This is a genomic window from Chthonomonas sp., from assembly GCF_035294165.1.
GTDB lineage: Bacteria > Armatimonadota > Chthonomonadetes > Chthonomonadales > Chthonomonadaceae > Chthonomonas.
On the sequence record NZ_DATGLN010000082.1, the window covers coordinates 1 to 19,108 of the forward strand.

Here is a 19,108-nt window from a genome sequence, read left to right on the forward strand (position 1 = left end):
ATCGTGCAAAAGCTTGTTGAAGGCAAAGTCATAGGGTTCATCTATGGGGTAGCCATGCTCTGCCCAGTACTGCCGCACAATCGTGTACCCATCGCGAGGAGCAGAACCCGCCTCCCCGCCGGTCTCCGGGGTATCGAACAGACCGGAAAGCAGCTCATAGGCCGATTTCGTGTCGTAGATGGGGAGAATGAGCGGCTGAATGATGCTGGCCGTACCATCAAAAGCTCGCAGATCGCCCCACGCTTCGAGGAAATGCGATTCTGGCAGATGCCATTGGCAGGCTATGGAGGTCTCATCCTCATACAGCCCAAGATGGGCACGGAAAGGAACACGCGGAAGCGCCTCGGCAAAGCCGATATCCGCAGGGGCGTTGTAAACAGGGTTACCACCGAGGATCAGCAGGATGTCTACCTTGCCGGCATTCATATCGCTCACCAGATTTTGAAGCGCCTGTATCTGGTGTTGCGGCTGAGCTTCCACCGGTTCCGTGTGGAAAACCGTCTTCCCCACGTTGCCAAGGCGCTCGTTCAGCGCATGGGCCAGAACGTGCACCGCAGGAGTTTGAAATTCGCCAGGGATCACCACACAAGCGCCGGCGTTGGCCTGTAAGTCCTTCACCACTCCCGCAACAAACTTTTCCTGCTCTGCATCAAGCGTGGGCAACGGAGCTGAACCCACATCGAGTCCGAGCTGCTGCGCAATGGCTCTAGCAATACCTTCAACCTGGCTGGCCCGTACGCGAATGCGGTTATCCGCCATCGCTCCGGTCAACGTGGGCGTGCTCTCTATAGCGTAGAAGCGCGTTATCTGCGTGGTGCCTTGCCGCACTCTACGGCCGTCGGCAAAATCGCGTGCGTACCGCACGCCGGCTGGGTTTGAGATGAGGAAATCGGAGTCAAGCGACAGAATGCGTTTTGCTTTGGCAAGATCATAATAGGTATGAACCGGCTCCCCAAAGGCTGCCATAGCGGCCTCATAGGCATGGTTGGGGTAGGTTGGCTCATACTGAACCCATTGCGCCTCAGGAAAACGTTTTAAGATCGCTTTTATCTGCGCCGCCAGCGTCGGCGAAGTAACCGTCTCCGTAAGGATACGCAAGCCCGCCCCTTTCACGGCCAACTGGCGCTGCAGCAATGGCCGCGCGGTGGTATAGAAATCTTCCCAGGTGGAGAAATCGCCCTGATGGTTCACTATTTGAGAGCGATCGGGGTCATAAAGGGTCAGGGTGGCGGCCTGAGTGAAGATATCGGTTGATCCTAAACTCGCCGGATGGCCAGGATTACCGTCCATCTTGACAGGACGCCCATCACGGCTCGTTACAATGGTACCTATACCATATCCCCAAAAAGTGGGTGCAGCCGAGGCATAGTATAGCGGCACACCCGGCGTCTCTTCCTCTGGCTGGTTCACGTAGGGAACAAGCTTATGCTGCGGCAGATAGCGACACCCGCTTAGGCCGGCCAGCGCCAACGAGGCCGCACTAAGCGTGAGGAACTGCCGGCGATCCATATGTAAATCTATGGAGCGCGTGACATCGGGTATTTCGTTGGCCACTACCTCACGAAACTCCGGCGTGTCCGCAAGCTCTTCAAGCACTCGCCAATACTTCTTGCCACGCGCAGACGCCAGGCGCGCTTTAATAGCCGCTAAATCTAGCTTCGACCGATTTTCGTTTGCCATTCTTTCCACCTAATCTCCACCAAGTTCGTCCATCCGCCTTTAGTGATGACAGACAGAGCAGTTGGTAATCTGAACGGTGTGGATATGATACTCTTTCTTAAGACGCTCCCCCTCCACGAGGTCGGCCCCTTGATTTTCGTAATACTTGCCCTCCGCAAGGGCGTATTCGCGCGGTGTGAGACCTTCTTTGCCGGTTGGGTCCACCTTGTCGCCATAGCGCTGGATATCCTGATAGAGCTGCCACACAAACTGCGGGGGTGCCAAAAACTTCTCCGGTTGGCGATGGCAGTTAAGACAAAAGACCATGAAGAAGGCTTTGCCTTTGTAGGTGATCATCATCTTCTGGATGGGACCGTGGCAGTTGTTACAACTGATTCCGCGCGCCACATGGATGTCGTGCGGGAAATAGACGAACCCGGGAACCCAGTTCACCTGGTTCCACACGATAGGTTTGTTTTCGCGATAGCTATCACGCACCGGCTCAAGAAGCGGGCTGTCTGTCCAAATCTGCGAGTGGCACGACATACAAATTTCAGAGGAGGGCAGCCCAGGATTGGGCGACCTCTCTACATTGGTATGGCAGTAACGACAGTCTATACCAAGCTCTACGGCGTGATGCTCGTGACTGAAAGGAACCGGCTGAGCGAGGGGCACGCCCACATTAGTGTTGAACGAGGAGCGCGTGATCGCGCTGCCCACAAGCAGCGCTACAATAGGGCCGGTAAAGGCGCAAAGCACCATCACACGTGCAACTGTGTTCGCAGCCGGATGGAAGAGTTGAGCCATCAGTACACTCCCTGTCTATTTCGATCCGCATCGGCTAGGCCAAGCTCATTCCTAGCCGAACAACGGCACACCCACGTTACCGCTCTCTTTGCGAACCGCACTTTGTGCTTTTTTTCACAATGTGGGACGGATATAACCCACATTTAGATATTCCTCATCGGTGGGATATTGCTTTGTACAGCTCTACAAGGGGCCTAGTGGTCTCTTGCTCGAACCACACTAGTATAGCACATCGCCAAAGCGATTGCAACCCCTCATAGAAAATTTTCGGTCTCTACTTCGTGATTCCTAAAACCACGCCGGAAACCGAACATCATTTTACCCCATACATCACTTTTTCAATATCTTCATGACACAACGGCTCCATACAACCTTCATCGGTACAATTTGGCGGTCTCCTTCAAACCAGTGGTCTTTTCCGTATCATAAAATAAGATGAGGTATACTTAACATCGTATATGATGGCAGAGCTTTCCCCAGAACAGGTTCGTGAAATATTTCTCCAAGTTGGTGCCCTACGCACAGGCCACTTCCTTCTCTCCTCAGGGCGCCATAGCAACGAGTATTGGGAGAAGTTCTGGGTGCTTCAGTATCCAAAGCACGTTCAAACGCTCTGTGCCGAAATAGCCCGTCGCTTTCATGATGACGCCGTTGATGTCGTCCTTGGCCCCACCACAGGGGGCATCCTCTTAGCCTACGAGGTGGCGCGGCAACTGCAAACGCGAGCGCTCTATGCCGAAAAGGAGCAGGGGGTACGCTGCCTGCGCCGCGGGCTTGCTCTGCCACCCAACACGCGTACCCTTATAGTAGATGACGTCATGACCACCGGCGGCGCCACACGCGAGTGCATAGAGTTGGCAGAAAAGCATCAGGCGCACATCGTAGGCGTGGCCGTGCTCGTGGATCGCAGCGGTGGAACCGTTGACTTGGGCTATCGCCTCGAAGCCCTCCTTACGGTTGAAGCGCCCTCCTACGCACCCGATGCATGCCCCCTCTGCCAGCAAGGCCTGCCTATCGAAGAGCCGGGAACTACGCGCCTCCGATAAACGCTAAACTAGTAGCAGTTTCCTCATCTTTTTCCGCTGAAATAGCAAGCCTCTGGGTGAATCATTTATGGAGATCGCACGTTTTATCGGGTTTTTACATCCTGCCCTCGTTCATTTTCCTATAGTTCTGCTTCTTTTCGCCGTCGCTCTCGATCTCATTGGCTTCTTTAAACGCGACCCTGTTATCGCCAGATTTGCCCAAATTACGCTGCTGCTGGGCACCTGTGCCACGCTCTTTGCCTTCGTTGCCGGCAATTTTGCCGAGATTTGGGCGGCCCGCGATGGCGTTCCTCAAGACCCCATGGAATACCACGAACTGATGGCAACCATCACGAGCTGGTCGTTCGTTTTTCTTGCGGCTGCACGGCTATTTCTGGGCATCAGCACACGACGCAGCGCTATGGCTATCTATCTCATTCTAGCCGTTGCATGCTGTGCGCTTCTTGGTTATACAGGCCATCTGGGCGCTATGCTCGTCTACCATCATGCCGCAGCCGTGCAGGTTCCCGGCATTGCCCCCGCTCCTACCCACGAAGACCTCGCCATTCTGTTACAACATCAAACGCAGGCTGCTATTTTCTACTCCGACATGATGCACCATATCTTCGGCTGGTTGGTGCTGGTGCTCTCTATAATGCTGCTCATAGACCTCCTGTCACCGGAATGGGGCGTGCAGGTAAGACGGCTGGCTCCAGTGCTTTTTCTTGCCGGTGGGGTTTTCCTCCTTATCTTCAGCGACCAGGACGCTTGGCCGCTCTATCATGTGCGTCCGTTCCGTCCCCTCACCGACAAAGAGGTTCTGATGCATAAAATCTACGCCGTGCTCATGATAGCCATGGGGCTACACGGACTGATCAAACGTCGGCAGGCTGCTAAAATCGGTAAAGGGCTTCAAAACCGTCTACTTGCCATTTTCGCCTTGGTGGGGGGAGCCTTGCTGTTTACCCACGTTCACTCCAATGCACCTTACGCGAACGTGGCTGCAGGAGTCTATATCCATCATACCGTCATGGGGTTCGTCGCGTTACTTATCGGTGCCGTTAAGCTAATAGAAGACCACCTTCAACAAAAATACCAGCAGGGCTTTCCCTCTACCGTCTCAACACGGCTTACCCGCAGCCTAACCATCGCCTATCCCTGCCTCATGATATTTGAGGCGTTTTTACTTATCAACTACAATGAAGGGCTTCCCTGGTTCCTCGGATATGGACGGCTTAGCCGCTCAGCTCCTCATCGTGGTCTCGTAGCGCCTCTAGGCCGTGAACGCGCCGAGCTTACCTACAACCCGACTACCCAGCGCTTTGATCTCTACCTTTATCATCAAAGCAACGACATCCCCTATCCCATGAAAGTCTACAGCGCCCAGCTCGTCATTAAGATCGGCGGCGACACCACCGCGCTTAAGCTGCATCCTGTAGACACAGACTTTAGCCACTATACCGCAATGGCAACTTTTCTGCATAGCATCCCCTTCTTTGAACCCAAGGCCTTGCTCTGGCCCTTCGACCGACCTCCTACCGCAGCGCCTTTGGTAGCCGATTTCGAGCCATGGATAGATCACAGTGCCGCTTTTCCGCATAGTTACCTGCCTTATGTATGCCCTATGCACTCAAACGTGGGGGCCACCCATCCCGGATTTTGTCCCATATGCGGCATGCCTCTTGAGCCGAACAAACCATCACGCCCTTGGGGGGTGTTGCACGATCCGGGCTACACGCTCGACTTCACCATGCTCTCCGTGGCAACCAGCCTGCCGTTATCCCAAACCCTCTCAACTTCCACGAAGCGGCCACAAGCTCCGTCGCTCAGCACCATTCGCGCTTATGCCCAAGCAGGTCATCTGCTCTTCCCTGCACAGCACGTGCAGCTCACGCCGATCATATCCCTCCAACCCGGCCAGCTGGTGCGCTTCGTCTTCACGCCGCGTTATCAGGGGCAAATTCTTCATAACCTTGCAACTGTTCACGAAAAAAAGATGCATCTTATCGTGCTGAGTCAAGACCTCTCTTTCTTCGACCACATCCACCCGCAGCTACAACCCGATGGCACCCTGCTTATAGACTATGCCTTTCCCTTCGCCGGCAATTTTCTGCTCTTCGCCGACATTACCCCATTCGGAGATCGGAATCAGGTATTTCGCATTCCTGTACACGTCAACGGCACCCCGCCGCCGCCAAAACCGCTTCTGGTTACGCCGGCGCAAGCTAAGGTGTTTGGGCCTTACCGCGTCCAGATGCTGCTAACACCACGCCACCCCTACTGGCGCGATGAGACCGTGCTTACCTACACCATCTGGAAAAATGGCTTGCCCGTCACCGATCTTCAACCCTATCTCGGTGCAGCCGGACATTGTGTGGCGATCAGCCAAGATACCATGGGCTACTGCCATTCTCATCCTTTGGAAGTGGGTGAAAAGCACTACGGCCCAACTGTCCGGTTTCATGTTCTGCTGTCTAAACCCGGCATCTACAAAATTTGGACGCAGTTCAAACATGAAGGTAAAATTCTAACGACCGATTTTGTCATTAGAGTTCAATAGAGAGAGACGGATGCCCTCTGAGATCGTTCGCCTTGATGGACATATCATCGACTCGCTTACCCTCTCGAAAGTTTTAGACATTATCCTCAAAGAGGGGGGAGAGTATCGCGTGCTGCGCTTTCAAATGGGCGCAACACGCTCCGATCCGAGTCACGCAGAGATAGAGATCAGCGCCCCAGATAATGAAACGCTGGAGCGCATTCTCCACGCCACCGGCCAACATGGCACAGAGCGCACAGCCGGCGAGGCCCGACTGGTGCCGGCCCCAAAGGACGGTGTGCTTCCCGAAGGCTTCTATGCCACGACTAACCTCGAAACCCACGTGCGGGTAGGCAACGAGTGGCTCCCCGTGCAGTTTATCGAGATGGACTGCGCTATTGTCATCGAATATAAAGAGGGTAAGCCCACTGCACGTTGCACCCCTATGCACCATGTGCGTGAGGGAGAGCTTGTCGTCGTTGGCGATACCGGTGTACGCGTTACCCCCGTCGAGCGCCGAGAACCGGACGATGTGTTTAGCTTCATGGGAAGCGACGTCTCCACCGAGCGCCCGAAAGAGCGTGTCGTCGCCGCCATTGTGCACGCGATGAAAGAGGCACGGCAAGAGGGAAAGAAAATCCTTTTTGTGGGTGGCCCGGCCATCATCCACACGGGCGCCGGCCACTACCTTGAAGCCATCATTCGTGCAGGATGGATAGATGTGCTTTTTGCAGGCAATGCTCTGGCAGCTCACGATATCGAAGGGGCGCTTTTTGGTACCTCTTTAGGCGTCGAGATCGCCACCGGAACGGCCATGCCTCACGGCCACGAAAACCATCTACGTGCCATCAACGCCATACGCGCCTATGGCTCCATACGTAGCGCTGTCGAGGCAGGCTTCCTTCGTTCCGGCATCATGCACGCCTGCATTACCACCAATACGGCCTATGTGCTTGCCGGCTCGATCCGTGATGACGGCCCCCTACCCGATGTCATCACCGACGTTGTGGAAGCACAAGACAAAATGCGCCAACATGTGCGCGGGGTGGGAGTCGCCCTCATGGTAGCAACCACCCTCCATTCGGTAGCGACCGGTAACCTCTTGCCCGCCTCCGTTCGTACCCTTTGCGTCGACTCAGACCCCGATACGGTTATCAAACTAATGGATCGGGGAACCCATCAGGCGTTTGGACTCGTGACAGACTGCGAATTCTTCCTTAAAGAGCTGGCGGCTCAACTGCCAAACGTCAAAGTCGTAAAATGACTACACCCACTACCATCCGTCAGGTTCTGATGTGCCCGCCTACGGCCTACGACGTTTGTTATGAGATCAACCCCTGGATGCATGTCGAAAATCGCCCGGATCGGCCTCTTGCTGCAAAACAGTGGGATGCGCTCTATCAAGTGCTCGCCACTCAAATAGGCCTTACCGTCCATCTGATCCAACAACCGCCAGAATGCCCCGACATGGTATTCACGGCAAACGCCGGCCTCGTTTACGAAGGGAAAGCGCTCCTTTCGCAATTCCGACATCCACAACGCCAGCCCGAGGTACCTTACTTCCGCACCTGGTTTGAACAACATTGCTATCAGGTAATAACCCCACCACCAAATTGTCATTTTGAAGGCGAGGGCGACGCACTGTTCGTAGGAGATGTGCTTGTGGCAGGCTACCTTAAACGCAGCGACATCTGTTCTCATCGTTGGCTTACCGACACACTGGGTCTGCCCGTCCTTTCCTTAGAACTCGTAGACGACCGATGGTATCATCTCGATACCTGCTTCCTACCTCTCGAAGCACATCTGGTCGCCTACTATCCGGCAGCCTTCGATGACTATGCACGCACCGTTATCGAAAACAACTTTGAAACCATTCCTGTTCGTGAAGAAGAGGCCCTACGCTTCGCCTGTAACGCAGTGGTGATAGGTCACCAAGTTGTTCTACCGACCGGCTGCCCACAACTAACCGATGCCCTGCAACAAAGGGGCTTTGTGTGCTACGCTGTGGAGATGTCGGAGTTTCTTAAGGCCGGAGGTGCGGCGAAATGTCTTACTCTACTCCTTCGCTGAAGTTTTTCGTTCATGAGCTAGTCCCCTCGCCACTGCCCGCACTAAAACGTCTCCTAGCTGAGGGCCATAAAACGACATGCCTACCTCATAACCTCCGTGCCTGTACTGTTCCGCAGTAAGCGCATACGCCAACCAGTCGTTAACGAGAGCCACTATAGCCACCGGATGATACCCCGCTTGTTCTGCCTCACGCCTTAGCACTGCTCCTAAAGCGCCCGTAGGTTCACAGGGCATACCGATGAGCAGCAACCGATGAATACGAACAAAGGAGATTCTTGTGGTCGAGGGCATAAGGTGCTTCACCCTATTTTGCGCATCCGGGACAGAGATGCCCAAACTGCCTGCTGCGGCAAGATAGAGGCCATTTGGCTCGCGTTGTGGCAATGTCACGGAGATTTGCCACGTCTCCACCGGCGCAGGTACATCGTAAGCGATGGTGGGAATAAGCCTTAGTACCGCTGCGGCGACCGCCTTCCCGTACCGATCAACCTCCTGCTCCTCCGTCAGACCCTGCGAATCCGGGGGGGCAGCATCGCCTTCCGCGCCGTTTAAAAACAGGCAGACACCTCCATAGTGCTTCTCAACGGCCTGTTCCATCACTCCAGGCCAATCTGCTGAGATTTCCAGCATCTTCGCCGTGTAGAGAGTGGGGTGGGAGGCAAACACCACCAATTCGGCAATCGAGCGCAAATCTCTCCGACGAACCACGCGCAACACCGTCAGCTGCTTATCTAACACGGGGTCGTCACGCCGATTGCGATTCAGTCCTTCTACCTGCGTTGCCGTGTAGCCCAGAAGTGCCGGCACGCGGTTCTCATAGGCCTGTTTCACGGCAAGCGCAATGTGATGGGCGCTCCAATGAAGCAGTTGCGGATTAAAGCGGCTCCAACCTTTAGGCTGTGTGAAGGTGTTAGCAGGGTCCATCGCGAGGGGATCGGGAGCGCTGTGGGTATGCGTAGCGGCCAAGAACAGGCGGCTTCCCGTTAATTGGGCCAACCCCATCTGCCTCAGGTCTTGTGCTACGGCCTGCACAATACCCGACGGTAAAAAGCAGAGATCTACCGAGACAATGGCGACAAGCCGATCTCCCCTCCCAAGCACTAAAGCGCGCGCGAACACCGGGTCATGCACCCCTGTTGCTAAAGCTCCCCTGCGTGCCGCATATCCCCCTAACGGCACCCTTACGGCAGCACCGATGGGCGTAATGTTCACCCTCGCCGCACCGGCCACAAAAGCAGGCTGTCCAAAGGCCTTTCCACCTGAAAAGAGGAGGGTTAGCATCAACCCCAAAAACCTAGCGGCAGTGACCTTCTTTGAACTACTCCTCACGCATCACCTCCAAACCCTTCCATTCGAAATGGAAGGGAATAATGCGTGTGCCTGCCTGAGATAACGCCATGGCAACCTCCTCGGCTCTACCTTCCTCCACACAAAAGAGCAGACATCCACCCCCGCCAGCACCACATGCTTTGCCGCCAATGGCGCCTGCCTTCTCTGCAACCTCAAACAATCGTTCGATCTGATCGTTCGTGATTGAGGAATCTAGCGCCTTCTGATGCTGCCAGTTCTCACTCAAAATAGAGCCAAATTGGACGATGTCCTCCCGTAATAGCGCCTCACGCATCCGTAGGGCACAATCACGAAGTCCGTACAAAGCCTGTACCGTTTGCGGAACGCCTTTCTTGAAAGCGCCCCAAACGTGCGCATGGATGCTGCCAGATAGCCGCGGCTTTCCTGTATAACATAGCACCAACCGCTTCTCTAACATTTCTATGAACTTTGGCGAGATGGCTAGCCGCTCCACATGCACCTTCTGATTGAACGTTATAAAGTTCACTCCACCAAAGGCTGCAGCGTACTGATCTTGCTTCCCGCCCAAAATCCCCAACATCTCCTCTAATTGATATGCCAGCTCTGCAATACGTGCTCTGTCCTCCTCAGAAGTAATTTGAGAGTGAATAAGGCTTAGCCACACAACGTTAAGCGCTGCCGATGTTCCTAATCCTGAACCGGAAGGAAGATCGCACCGATAGGCCACGCGCAACCCCTCTTGGCTTCCCGCTAAAGCCACCGGAAAGCTCAACGCCTCCGGCTCTTCATAAACCTCCAGCTCGCCGGTTACATAATGATTAATAGTGGCATTCACCACAGCTCCACCGGCACCTAACGCAAAAAGGTTTACGTCGGTCCAACCTCCGGCAAAGTCAATTCGCACCGGCGCACGGCTCGTAACCAACATGATTTTGCGAACCTCCCTTGACGAAATTCCCCTAATCTGCTATGCTTGTAGCGAACTCTTTCGGCAAATCCACCGATTGGGAGGTACCCAAGATGCCCCTCTTACCCGTGATGAAGCGATTATGCTGTCTCTCCCTAGTGCTTGGCCTTGCCTTAGCCCAAGCTGCCCATGCCCAAAATCTCACCATCTATACCGGCAAACTGGAAAACGGTTGGCAGAACTGGTCATGGTGCAAAACAGAGATCGGGAACACCCGTTTCACATATGCCGGTGAACCGAGCATTCAGGTGCAATACACAGCTCCCTCTCAAGGATTCTACCTGTCTCATACCCCATTTAATACGGACGGGTATAAGGCTATCAGCTTCTGGATTAATGGAGGAAGCACAGGGAATCAGCGCATACAGGTTGCCGGTCTGCTCGACCGAAAAGCACAACCGGCCGTGCCGTTAGCCTCCTTCCTACCCGGCGGGGCGATTGCAGCCGATAGGTGGCAAGAAGTCGTTATTCCTCTAGCAGACCTCCATGTAGATCATGCGAACAACTTCACCGGTTTTTGGCTGCAAGATGCTGCCGGCACCAGCCAACCGCCTTTCTATCTTGCTGCTATTCGCCTGTTGGCCGCTCCTCCACCCGCTCAAATTCGGTTAGATGTGGACGTTCAGCATGTTATTCGAAGTGTTTCACCCATCGCCATTGGTCTTAACACCGCCTGCTGGGACTCGCATCTTAACACGCCAACAACTGTAGAGTTACTCGCTCCCCTTCATATCAACATTTTGCGTTTCCCCGGCGGTTCTACTTCCGATGGCTACCATTGGCAAACGAATAATTCTGATAACAATACCTGGAAATGGGCTACCGATTTCGATGGCTTTGCTCACATCGCTCAAGCGCTGCACACGCAAGCCTTTATCACCGTCAACTACGGCTCAGGAACCCCACAGGAAGCGGCGGCATGGGTACGCTATGCCAATATCGAAAAACACTACGACTTCAAATATTGGGAGATCGGCAACGAATGCTACGGCAACTGGGAGGAAGACCATCACCCCATTCCTCACGACCCCTACACCTACGCGGTGGAAGCAGCTCAATTTATAACCCAGATGAAAGCCGTAGACCCCTCCATTAAAGTTGGCGTCGTGGCCGTCGTCGGAGAAGATTCTTTCGTCAATAATAAAAACCATGCCGCCGTAAACCCGCGCACCCACCAAACCTACTACGGCTGGACTCCCGTTATGCTCTCAACCCTCCACCAACTCGGCGTCTTACCCGACTTTCTCATCTACCACCGATACGAGCAGAACCCGGGCAGCGAGAGCGACGCCTTCCTTCTCCAAGCCGCCCGCACTTGGAAAAATGACGCGGAGAACCTCCGACAACAGCTCTCGGACTATCTGGGTAGTGACGGCGACAAGGTTGCCCTCGTGTGCACAGAGAACAATTCTGTCTCTTACAACCCAGGCAAGCAGACAACTAGCCTAGTTAACGGCCTCTATCTGGCCGATAGCGCGGCCAACATCCTGCAGACGGAGTTCCAATCTATCTGTTGGTGGGATTTACGCAACGGCCCCAGTCCCAATAACAACAACAGTTCTACCCTATACGGCTGGCGCAATTACGGCGACTACGGCATTGTGTCGCCCCAAAACGACCGCTATCCAACCTACTACGTTTTCAAACTGCTTGCCTATTTCGCCAACAGCGGCGACAAGATCGTTATCGCCTCAAGCAACTACGATCTGCTCTCGATCTATGCCGCTCGTCATCCCAACGGCTCCCTCTCGCTACTCATTATTAATAAAACCCCCGATCAGCCCCTCACAGGCGAAATTCACCTGGTAGGTTTCAACCCACAGCACGCCGCGGTATGTTATTCCTACGGCATCCCTCAAGATAACGCCGCACGTACCGGTAAAGGCTCTCCAGACCTGGCGACATCAAGGTGCACGGTTCCCGGAACAACTTTTCGTTTTCAGTTCGCACCCTATTCAGCTACCGTGCTCCTCTTGAGAGGAAAATAGCAGAAACAGCCGATACGACTTAGTGTTCTACTTCTATCGTTAACCCCGGACGCGGTGCCGGGGTTAACAGCTTTTCCGCCCCGGCATCTATCAGCGCTTGAACAACTCTTTCGCGTTCCTTCACCAGTACAATGATGGTGCCACCTCCACCCGCTCCGGCCAGCTTCGCCCCCCATGCACCGGCTTGGCGCGCCGCCTCGATCAATCGATCGTTCTCTACACCTGAACCGCCCAACGCGGCCACAATCTCATGGTTTTCGTTCATAGCCTCACCGAGCTTCTGCCAATCCTGCTCGATGAGCGCCCGCTTTCCCCTGCGCGCTAAGGCCATAATACGGGCATAGCCACCTCTTACCTCCACATCTCCCTCTTCCCATCGCTGGCGCGGAGACTTGTGCACCGTTCCTGAATGGTGTTGAACGCCCGTATGTGCTAGAAGAAGCGGCGGTGTCGGGCAGCGTTCGGCCAAAGGCTCAATAGTGGCTAGCGGCTCGTCATCTCTCTGTTCGAGGCTCTCTTTTCCATAAAAATCCATGAAGTTGAGACCGCCAAAAACCGCCATGTGCTGATCTTGGAACCCACACAGCACGCCAAGCACTCTTGCCTCGATCTTACGAACCGTCTCTGCCAAAGCATAGGGGTTGAGCTGCAGATTTTGCCAACGCGCGATGGCGCCTACAATCGCCGTTAACATAGCTGTAGACCCGGCTAGCCCCGCCTGCATGGGTATCTCCGTCCAAACCCGAACGTGCACAGGAGCGGTCTGTGGATTGATTTCGAAATAGGCAAATGCCGCCCGTAGGATATCGAGCTTATCGCCCCGTAAACGCAGATCATCATTGCTTCGCACTAGGCTATGTTGGCCTTCATTCTGGAAGAGTGTCTCCTCTTTGTGAGGCTCTAGTTCACAAAAGGCACGCTCTTGGGTTGTGCAGGAAAGCACACACCCCCCGTACATATCCGTTGGGTTTCCGACAATACCGCATCGCCCCGGAGCATGCGCACGTATCCTCATAACGCTACCTCCCTAGCAGGAAAAAATAGGCTCTCTAGAGAATGTTTATACGCCATTTTCTTCGCCCTCACATTTTCCGAAGGTCATTTCTTAGCTACAGCTCAGACACCAAAACTATGCCTGCTAACTATGTTCTTGGCTTCGATATCGGTGGTACGAAAAGCGCCGTTGTTCTTGCCACAATGGACGGCACTTTGCGCGCACGCATGCAGATACCAACGCGTCCGCAAATGCGTAGCGCTGAAACGGTTCTCTCAGAACTTACCGAGTTGGCCCGTGCGCTTCTAGAGGAGGAGAACGTAAGCCAGCATGACCTCGCCGGCATCAGCGTTGTTTGTGGCGGCCCATTAGACCTAGAAAATGGACTCATCTGCTCTCCTCCGAATCTTCCGGGCTGGGACAATGTACCGATCGTCGCCTTTTTGCAAGAACGCTTCCACCTTCCCGTAGTTCTAGAAAACGACGCCAACGCCGGCGCCCTCGCCGAGTGGCTCTTTGGTGCAGGGAAAGGCGCCTCTCACCTCATTTACCTTACCATGGGCACCGGCATCGGCGGCGGTCTTATTCTGGACGGCAGGCTTTATCATGGAAAGCAGGGACTGGCCGGTGAGATCGGCCATCAAACCATCCTGCCAGACGGCCCTCTGTGCGCCTGCGGTAAACAGGGTTGCTTGGAGGCGCTAGCCTCAGGCCCGGCCATCGCACGGCTCGCTCGAGAAAGTTTGATGTATGGGCGACACAAACGTGTCCTTAGCCTGGCCGGCGGGAAACCGGCCAACATCACCGCAGAACACGTCATCGCTGCAGCCAAAGAGGGCGATAACTTCGCCCAAGGGCTTTTAGAAGAGGTGGGGACTTACCTCGGTATCGGCATCGCAAACGTGCTGCAGATTCTCAACCCAGAATGTGTTATTCTCGGAACGATTGCCGTTCACGCAGGCGACTGCCTGCTCGAACCGGTGCGTAAAGCCGTTGCGGAGCGCTGTTGGGCAAAAATCGCCGCCGGCTGCCGCATCCTTCCGGCCGGGCTTGGCACACAGGTGCAAGACTATGCTGCCATCGCGCCCCTCATTTACCGCCTGCTTCATCAGGAAAGCTAGCCTCTCTGCGCCAAAAGTCCCCTATGAGCTGCCGGGATGCAGTAACTTCTGTATCTGCGGATCGTTCATATTCTGCTGTGTCACAACCGTTACGCCGCTATCAATGAAGCGCGGGTGGGGCGCCGGCTTTTTGGCAAGTGCATTCAACACCTCCATAACCCCTTGATAGCCCATCTGATAGGGGTTCTGCACGATTAAAGCCTGAATGATGCCCTGTTTAAGGTCGTTTATCTCATCGTCAGAGGCATCGAACGCCACGATTTTAACCTTACCTACCAGCCCGCTTTGCCGTAGATAGTTGGCCGCACCAACCCCGCCGGGCTGATTAGCTGCGAATATCCCGCTGATATCGGGGTGCGCCGTCAGCATGTTGGCCGTCTGATTTACCGCCTTACCCGTATCGCTATCGTCGTAAAGTGTCGTTACCACGGTGATGCCAGGATATTTTTTAATCTCTTCATTAAAACCCTTTAGCCGATCGTCATTGGATGCCGCCCCCTGCAAAAAGCCGAGAATACCCACTTTCCCTTTTTCACCTATCGCAGCAGCGAGAGCATCCGCGGCTTTTTTCCCTCCCTCTTCGTTGTTCGTGGCGATATAGCAATACGAGGGATCGTCTTTTGGGTCTAGCCCTGAATCGATGGTCACCACTGGAATGCCGCGGTGCAGCGCATCCTCCACAGGACGCAGCAGAGCGTGGGTATCGCAAGCCGCCAAGACGATGCCCTTCACACCTGCATTAATCTTATCTTCCACGAGATTGATCTGGCCGGTAATATCCGTTTCAAGCTTCGGACCATCGAAATCTATTTTCACGCCACGCTCCCTACCGGCCGCCTCGGCTCCCGCTTTTACCCCTAACCAATAGGAGTTCGCCGTTCCTTTAGGAATGACTGCGATGACAACCTGATTCGCGCTGCTCGCCGCCCCCCCACCCGGGCTGGCGCTCTTTTGGCAGCCGCTTATTCCGGCTCCTAGTAGCCCTAAAGCAAGTAGAAGTGTGCCATAGCTTTTACCGAAGTGCATGTTTTACTCCTTTGTCGTTTCTGCTAATTTGCGCGGAGCGCCCGCCGCCCCGGCCCAAACCGGTCGTAAAGCACGGCCACCACGATCACAAGACCGATGATAACCTCTTGCAGGTCGGGGCCATATCCCAGCAGAGCGCAACCGTTCCGAATTGTGTAGATAAGTGCGGCCCCTAAAATCGTTCCGGGAATGCCTCCCTGCCCACCGAACAAAGAGGTCCCTCCAAGTACGGCCGCCGCGATCGAGTCTAGCTCGTAGCCCACACCGGCATCGCGCGAGGCCACGCTTGCCCTCGATACGCTTACCACCGCCGCCACCCCAGAGAGAAAACCCGACAACATAAAAACGGTAACGATCACCCGGGCTACACGCACACCCGAAAGCCGCGCCGCCTCGGCATTGCCTCCAATAGCGTAGACCTGACGCCCCCACCGCGTCTTCGATAAGGCGATATGCACCACGACGGCCGTGAGGATCAACATCAGCGCTGCATAAGGAATGCCATCGCGCGTCGGTCCCCCGAATAGCTCCCCATAACCAAACACCTGAAACGATTGGGGGGTAGACACATCCTGATCCCCCGACAGCAGTCCGGCAGCCCCATGTGCAACCTCCATCATCCCTAACGTAACGATGAAGGAGGGAATACGCCCATAGGCGGTAATCAGGCCATTGACCGAGCCAAAAACAAGACCGGTTATACAGGCGATCAGCACACCTATAGGCACACTTACATGGTAGGTGTGCATGGCCACGGCAGCGGCTACTCCCGAAAACGCCATGATGGCACCCACCGAGAGATCGATCTGGGCAGCGATGATAACTGCAGTCTGGCCACAGGCAAGAATCGCCACAACCGCCGATTGAACGACAATCTGTTTGAGATTATCCCGTGTGGCAAAATTAGGCGATAAGCGCCATAATATCAAACTCAGAATCACTAAAAAAGAAAGAGGAGCCAGTACCCCCGAGTAGGCAGCCCAAATGGAGGCTCGCTTTTCGGCTACCAGAGATAGCAGTCGTCCTTCTTTAGATACCGACAAAACTCGGAAACCCTCCTCGGTATTGTGCAAAACCTCTTGATCCGACTTTCTTACGCGGCACGTAATTTCGCGCCCAATCGGCCTAATTCCTGCCCCTTTAATTCATTATTCGCTCAATCCGTATAATATAGCGATTCTTTTCCTCTTAGGAAAACACCTATTCTAGCCGATAAATTGGAAGCACGACCATTTCACCGATAGACCCAAACGACTTTGCTGGAGAAGAAAACGTGGCGATTCCTGCACGTCAGGTTGAGTGGCGAGGTTACCCCTCCGTACGTACTCAACCGCGCAGTCGTGTTCGCAAATGGCGCAGACGGCTTGCAATCTTAGCGCTCTTACAAGTTCTTTTTCCGGCATTCGCCACCTTACTTCAACTCTTTGGCCCTGAAAGAACCGTTTTGGGCATCGTCGCTCTCTACTTACCACCATGGATATGGGGACTACCGGCCCTGCTTCTACTACTCCCTGTGTTGCGCTACACACCTCGAAAATTAGGTCTGCTCGTCATGAGTCTTTTGTGGGTCGCCGGCCCCTTAATGGGGTTCTGTTGGCATACGCCGAACTCAGCCTCCCCCGCAGCCTCAACACTACGCATCATGACCTACAATGTGAAATGGGGAAAACGCAACCCGCAGGCCATCGCAGAGACAATTAGGCGATTTCATCCCGATGTTTTGGTGATGCAGGATTCTGCCGGCATCCTCAGCAGTCCCGTCCAAGAGGCTTTGAACGGCTACTACACGAAAACGCTCTATCAATGTAGCGTAGCAAGCCGCTATCCTATTCTCAATGCTCGCTCCCTCGCACTAGCCCCCGACGATCCCAACTATCACTCCATGCAGTTTCAGATTCGATTTGACAGGCGTCTCGTTACCATCTACTCGGTGCATCTTCTCTCGCCGCGCTGGGCGCTTCTCGACCTACTTAAGGGAAATATAGACATTTTACGAGAGGGTGCACAACATCGCCTTGCCCAAGCCAACGGCATCTTGAAGCTTCTACACCCTCAGGAGCCGACGATCGTTGCCGGGGACTTTAACTCCCCACCGACCTCTTTGGTCTGTCGAATGCTGGAACAAGAGGGGAATCTACAAGACGCCTTTGCCCAAGCCGGCCGGGGCCACGGTTATACCTATGGTCAATATCTTCTGCCCCCCTTTCCCTTTTTACGAATTGACCATATTTTCACCGGCCCGCAATGGCAGATACACAACTGCCAAACAGGCGACGGCATTGGCTCTGACCACTGCCCGGTCGTGGCCGATCTTACGCTCATGCGCTAAGCTTAATCGAGTCGCAGCAGTGGACGGAAGAACTGCAGAGCCTCTTGCACATGCCGATCCCAATAGCTCCACTCGTGCCCACCTGGAAACTCTTCGTACTCATGTGCGTAACCCATCTCATCAAGATAGGAATGGAAGCTGCGATTCTGATCGAGCAAGAAATCCTCTGTGCCACAATCAAAACGTAGGGCTGGACGTAGAGATTGTGGAACCTGCTTGGCAAGCGCGTAAAGATCGTTTGGGCCGCCCACCGGGTCTTCTCCGAAAATCCGCACCATCTCACGCAGCCAGCGCCGTCGCTCCTCAAGGTTCACATCGTCCCCCGAACGCTCCACTTCCTCCGGCCTCAGAGGAAAATGGCCAATGCCCAACGCTCCAGAATGACTTACCGCTGCGCAGAATTTATCGGGATGTTTCAGGGCTAGTTTGAACGCCCCATATCCGCCCATCGAAAGACCGGCCACGCATCTCCCCCCTCTTTTTTCCGCACGCGTCGGAAAGAGCGAATCCACAAGGTTCATGAGGTCGGAGACAATAGCCGTTTCGCTTGCCGGCCCCTCCAGGGCGTCGGTATACCAACCACGTCCGTTATCCGGCATAACAACGATGAGGGGCATGTCCTGCACATAGCGTTCGATAGAGGTTCGCCGATGCCAGATCGTGTGATCGTCTGAAAGACCATGCAGTAGATAGAGCACCGAAAAAGGCCCTTTCTTGCCTTCCGGTAGGATGATGTTGGCCGCCGTCTGTTTTTGTAGGGCAGGGCTAAAATACTTCAGTTCGCAAAAAGCCATCGGCAGTTAGCTATGCTCCTCCTTCTTATGAAACTGCAAGGAGGCAGAGTTAATGCAGTACCGCTTGCCTGTAGGGCGAGGTCCATCGTCGAAAAGGTGTCCTAGATGCCCTCCGCATTTGGCACAACGCACCTCGATGCGATGCATTCCATGGCTGTAGTCGTCCAAAAGCTCAAGCTTCTGCTCGTCCACTGCATCCCAAAAGCTCGGCCAACCCGACCCCGATTCATATTTCGTATCCGAGGTAAACAGTACCTCACCACACCCTGCACAAGCATAAACGCCCGTCTCGTGGTTCTTATAGTATTTCCCGGTAAAAGCCGGCTCGGTTCCCGCCTGTCGCAACACATAGTACTGCTCGGGCGTCAGTATCTTGCGCCACTCTTCTTCACTTCGCACGATCTTCTCCTTGCCCATTTTCTCCTCCAACACCAGGTTCGGTAGAAAATGTTCATTTCTCTCATCTTAAGAATACCCC

The 19,108-nt window shown here is 54.5% G+C and carries 16 protein-coding genes; 7 read left to right on the top strand and 9 right to left on the bottom strand.

The window, feature by feature from the left end; genetic code table 11:
* Nucleotides 1–1,680 (bottom strand): TAT-variant-translocated molybdopterin oxidoreductase (locus tag VKV29_RS04425; protein WP_324200094.1); only part of this gene is annotated, 1,680 nt, incomplete at its 3' end.
* A 39-nt stretch (nucleotides 1,681–1,719) separates the two neighbouring features.
* The gene (locus VKV29_RS04430) at nucleotides 1,720–2,466 is read right to left on the bottom strand and encodes a cytochrome c3 family protein (RefSeq protein ID WP_324200095.1); all 747 of its coding nucleotides are present in this window, start codon (nucleotides 2,464–2,466) and stop codon (nucleotides 1,720–1,722) included.
* A 458-nt stretch (nucleotides 2,467–2,924) separates the two neighbouring features.
* Between VKV29_RS04430 and pyrE the strand changes: the two genes are divergently transcribed.
* The 4 genes from pyrE (at nucleotide 2,925) to VKV29_RS04450 (ending at nucleotide 8,100) form a co-directional block, all read left to right on the top strand.
* The gene (gene pyrE, locus VKV29_RS04435) at nucleotides 2,925–3,512 is read left to right on the top strand and encodes an orotate phosphoribosyltransferase (RefSeq protein ID WP_324200096.1); all 588 of its coding nucleotides are present in this window, start codon (nucleotides 2,925–2,927) and stop codon (nucleotides 3,510–3,512) included.
* A gap of 67 nt (nucleotides 3,513–3,579) precedes the next feature.
* On the top strand, nucleotides 3,580–6,051 hold the full coding sequence (locus tag VKV29_RS04440; protein ID WP_324200097.1) for a DUF2231 domain-containing protein: 2,472 nt from the start codon (nucleotides 3,580–3,582) through the stop codon (nucleotides 6,049–6,051).
* Nucleotides 6,052–6,061: 10 nt separating this feature from the next.
* Entirely contained in the window at nucleotides 6,062–7,294 is a 1,233-nt protein-coding gene (locus tag VKV29_RS04445; RefSeq protein WP_324200098.1) for a TIGR00300 family protein, read from the top strand.
* Nucleotides 7,291–8,100 (top strand): dimethylarginine dimethylaminohydrolase family protein, encoded by an 810-nt coding sequence (locus VKV29_RS04450; RefSeq protein WP_324200099.1) that lies wholly within the window; start codon nucleotides 7,291–7,293, stop codon nucleotides 8,098–8,100. The genes VKV29_RS04445 and VKV29_RS04450 overlap by 4 nt, the downstream gene beginning before the upstream one ends.
* Here VKV29_RS04450 and VKV29_RS04455 read toward each other — a convergent pair.
* Together VKV29_RS04455 and VKV29_RS04460 are read right to left on the bottom strand one after the other, a co-directional pair.
* Nucleotides 8,086–9,429 carry a neutral/alkaline non-lysosomal ceramidase N-terminal domain-containing protein gene (locus VKV29_RS04455; protein ID WP_324200100.1) on the bottom strand — a complete coding sequence of 448 codons (1,344 nt, stop codon included), beginning with the start codon at nucleotides 9,427–9,429 and terminating at the stop codon, nucleotides 8,086–8,088. The two genes, VKV29_RS04450 and VKV29_RS04455, sit on opposite strands and share 15 nt — an antisense overlap.
* Nucleotides 9,419–10,339 (bottom strand): hypothetical protein, encoded by a 921-nt coding sequence (locus tag VKV29_RS04460; RefSeq protein ID WP_324200101.1) that lies wholly within the window; start codon nucleotides 10,337–10,339, stop codon nucleotides 9,419–9,421. The genes VKV29_RS04455 and VKV29_RS04460 overlap by 11 nt, the downstream gene beginning before the upstream one ends.
* Nucleotides 10,340–10,431: 92 nt before the next feature.
* Here VKV29_RS04460 and VKV29_RS04465 point away from each other — a divergent pair, with 92 nt between their 5' ends.
* Nucleotides 10,432–12,366 (top strand): alpha-L-arabinofuranosidase, encoded by a 1,935-nt coding sequence (locus tag VKV29_RS04465; protein WP_324200102.1) that lies wholly within the window; start codon nucleotides 10,432–10,434, stop codon nucleotides 12,364–12,366.
* A 19-nt stretch (nucleotides 12,367–12,385) separates the two neighbouring features.
* On the opposite strand, the gene VKV29_RS04470 is transcribed toward VKV29_RS04465, so the two are convergent.
* Nucleotides 12,386–13,381 (bottom strand): hypothetical protein, encoded by a 996-nt coding sequence (locus tag VKV29_RS04470; protein ID WP_324200103.1) that lies wholly within the window; start codon nucleotides 13,379–13,381, stop codon nucleotides 12,386–12,388.
* A 116-nt stretch (nucleotides 13,382–13,497) separates the two neighbouring features.
* Between VKV29_RS04470 and VKV29_RS04475 the strand changes: the two genes are divergently transcribed.
* Nucleotides 13,498–14,481, top strand: a complete 984-nt coding sequence (locus VKV29_RS04475) for an ROK family protein (RefSeq protein WP_324200104.1) — start codon at nucleotides 13,498–13,500, stop codon at nucleotides 14,479–14,481.
* Between the two features lie 21 nt (nucleotides 14,482–14,502).
* On the opposite strand, the gene VKV29_RS04480 is transcribed toward VKV29_RS04475, so the two are convergent.
* Together VKV29_RS04480 and VKV29_RS04485 are read right to left on the bottom strand one after the other, a co-directional pair.
* Nucleotides 14,503–15,507 (bottom strand): ABC transporter substrate-binding protein, encoded by a 1,005-nt coding sequence (locus VKV29_RS04480; protein ID WP_324200105.1) that lies wholly within the window; start codon nucleotides 15,505–15,507, stop codon nucleotides 14,503–14,505.
* A gap of 23 nt (nucleotides 15,508–15,530) precedes the next feature.
* A complete protein-coding gene (locus VKV29_RS04485; protein WP_324200106.1) occupies nucleotides 15,531–16,550 on the bottom strand; it encodes an ABC transporter permease in 1,020 nt (339 codons plus the stop codon).
* A gap of 230 nt (nucleotides 16,551–16,780) precedes the next feature.
* Here VKV29_RS04485 and VKV29_RS04490 point away from each other — a divergent pair, with 230 nt between their 5' ends.
* Nucleotides 16,781–17,836: an endonuclease/exonuclease/phosphatase family protein gene (locus VKV29_RS04490; protein WP_324200107.1), complete on the top strand. Its 1,056-nt coding sequence runs from the start codon at nucleotides 16,781–16,783 to the stop codon at nucleotides 17,834–17,836.
* 2 nt (nucleotides 17,837–17,838) lie between these two features.
* On the opposite strand, the gene VKV29_RS04495 is transcribed toward VKV29_RS04490, so the two are convergent.
* Together VKV29_RS04495 and msrB are read right to left on the bottom strand one after the other, a co-directional pair.
* Nucleotides 17,839–18,630: an alpha/beta hydrolase family protein gene (locus VKV29_RS04495; protein ID WP_324200108.1), complete on the bottom strand. Its 792-nt coding sequence runs from the start codon at nucleotides 18,628–18,630 to the stop codon at nucleotides 17,839–17,841.
* Nucleotides 18,631–18,636: 6 nt separating this feature from the next.
* Nucleotides 18,637–19,047 carry a peptide-methionine (R)-S-oxide reductase MsrB gene (gene msrB, locus VKV29_RS04500; protein ID WP_343217338.1) on the bottom strand — a complete coding sequence of 137 codons (411 nt, stop codon included), beginning with the start codon at nucleotides 19,045–19,047 and terminating at the stop codon, nucleotides 18,637–18,639.
* Nucleotides 19,048–19,108 lie beyond the last annotated feature (61 nt).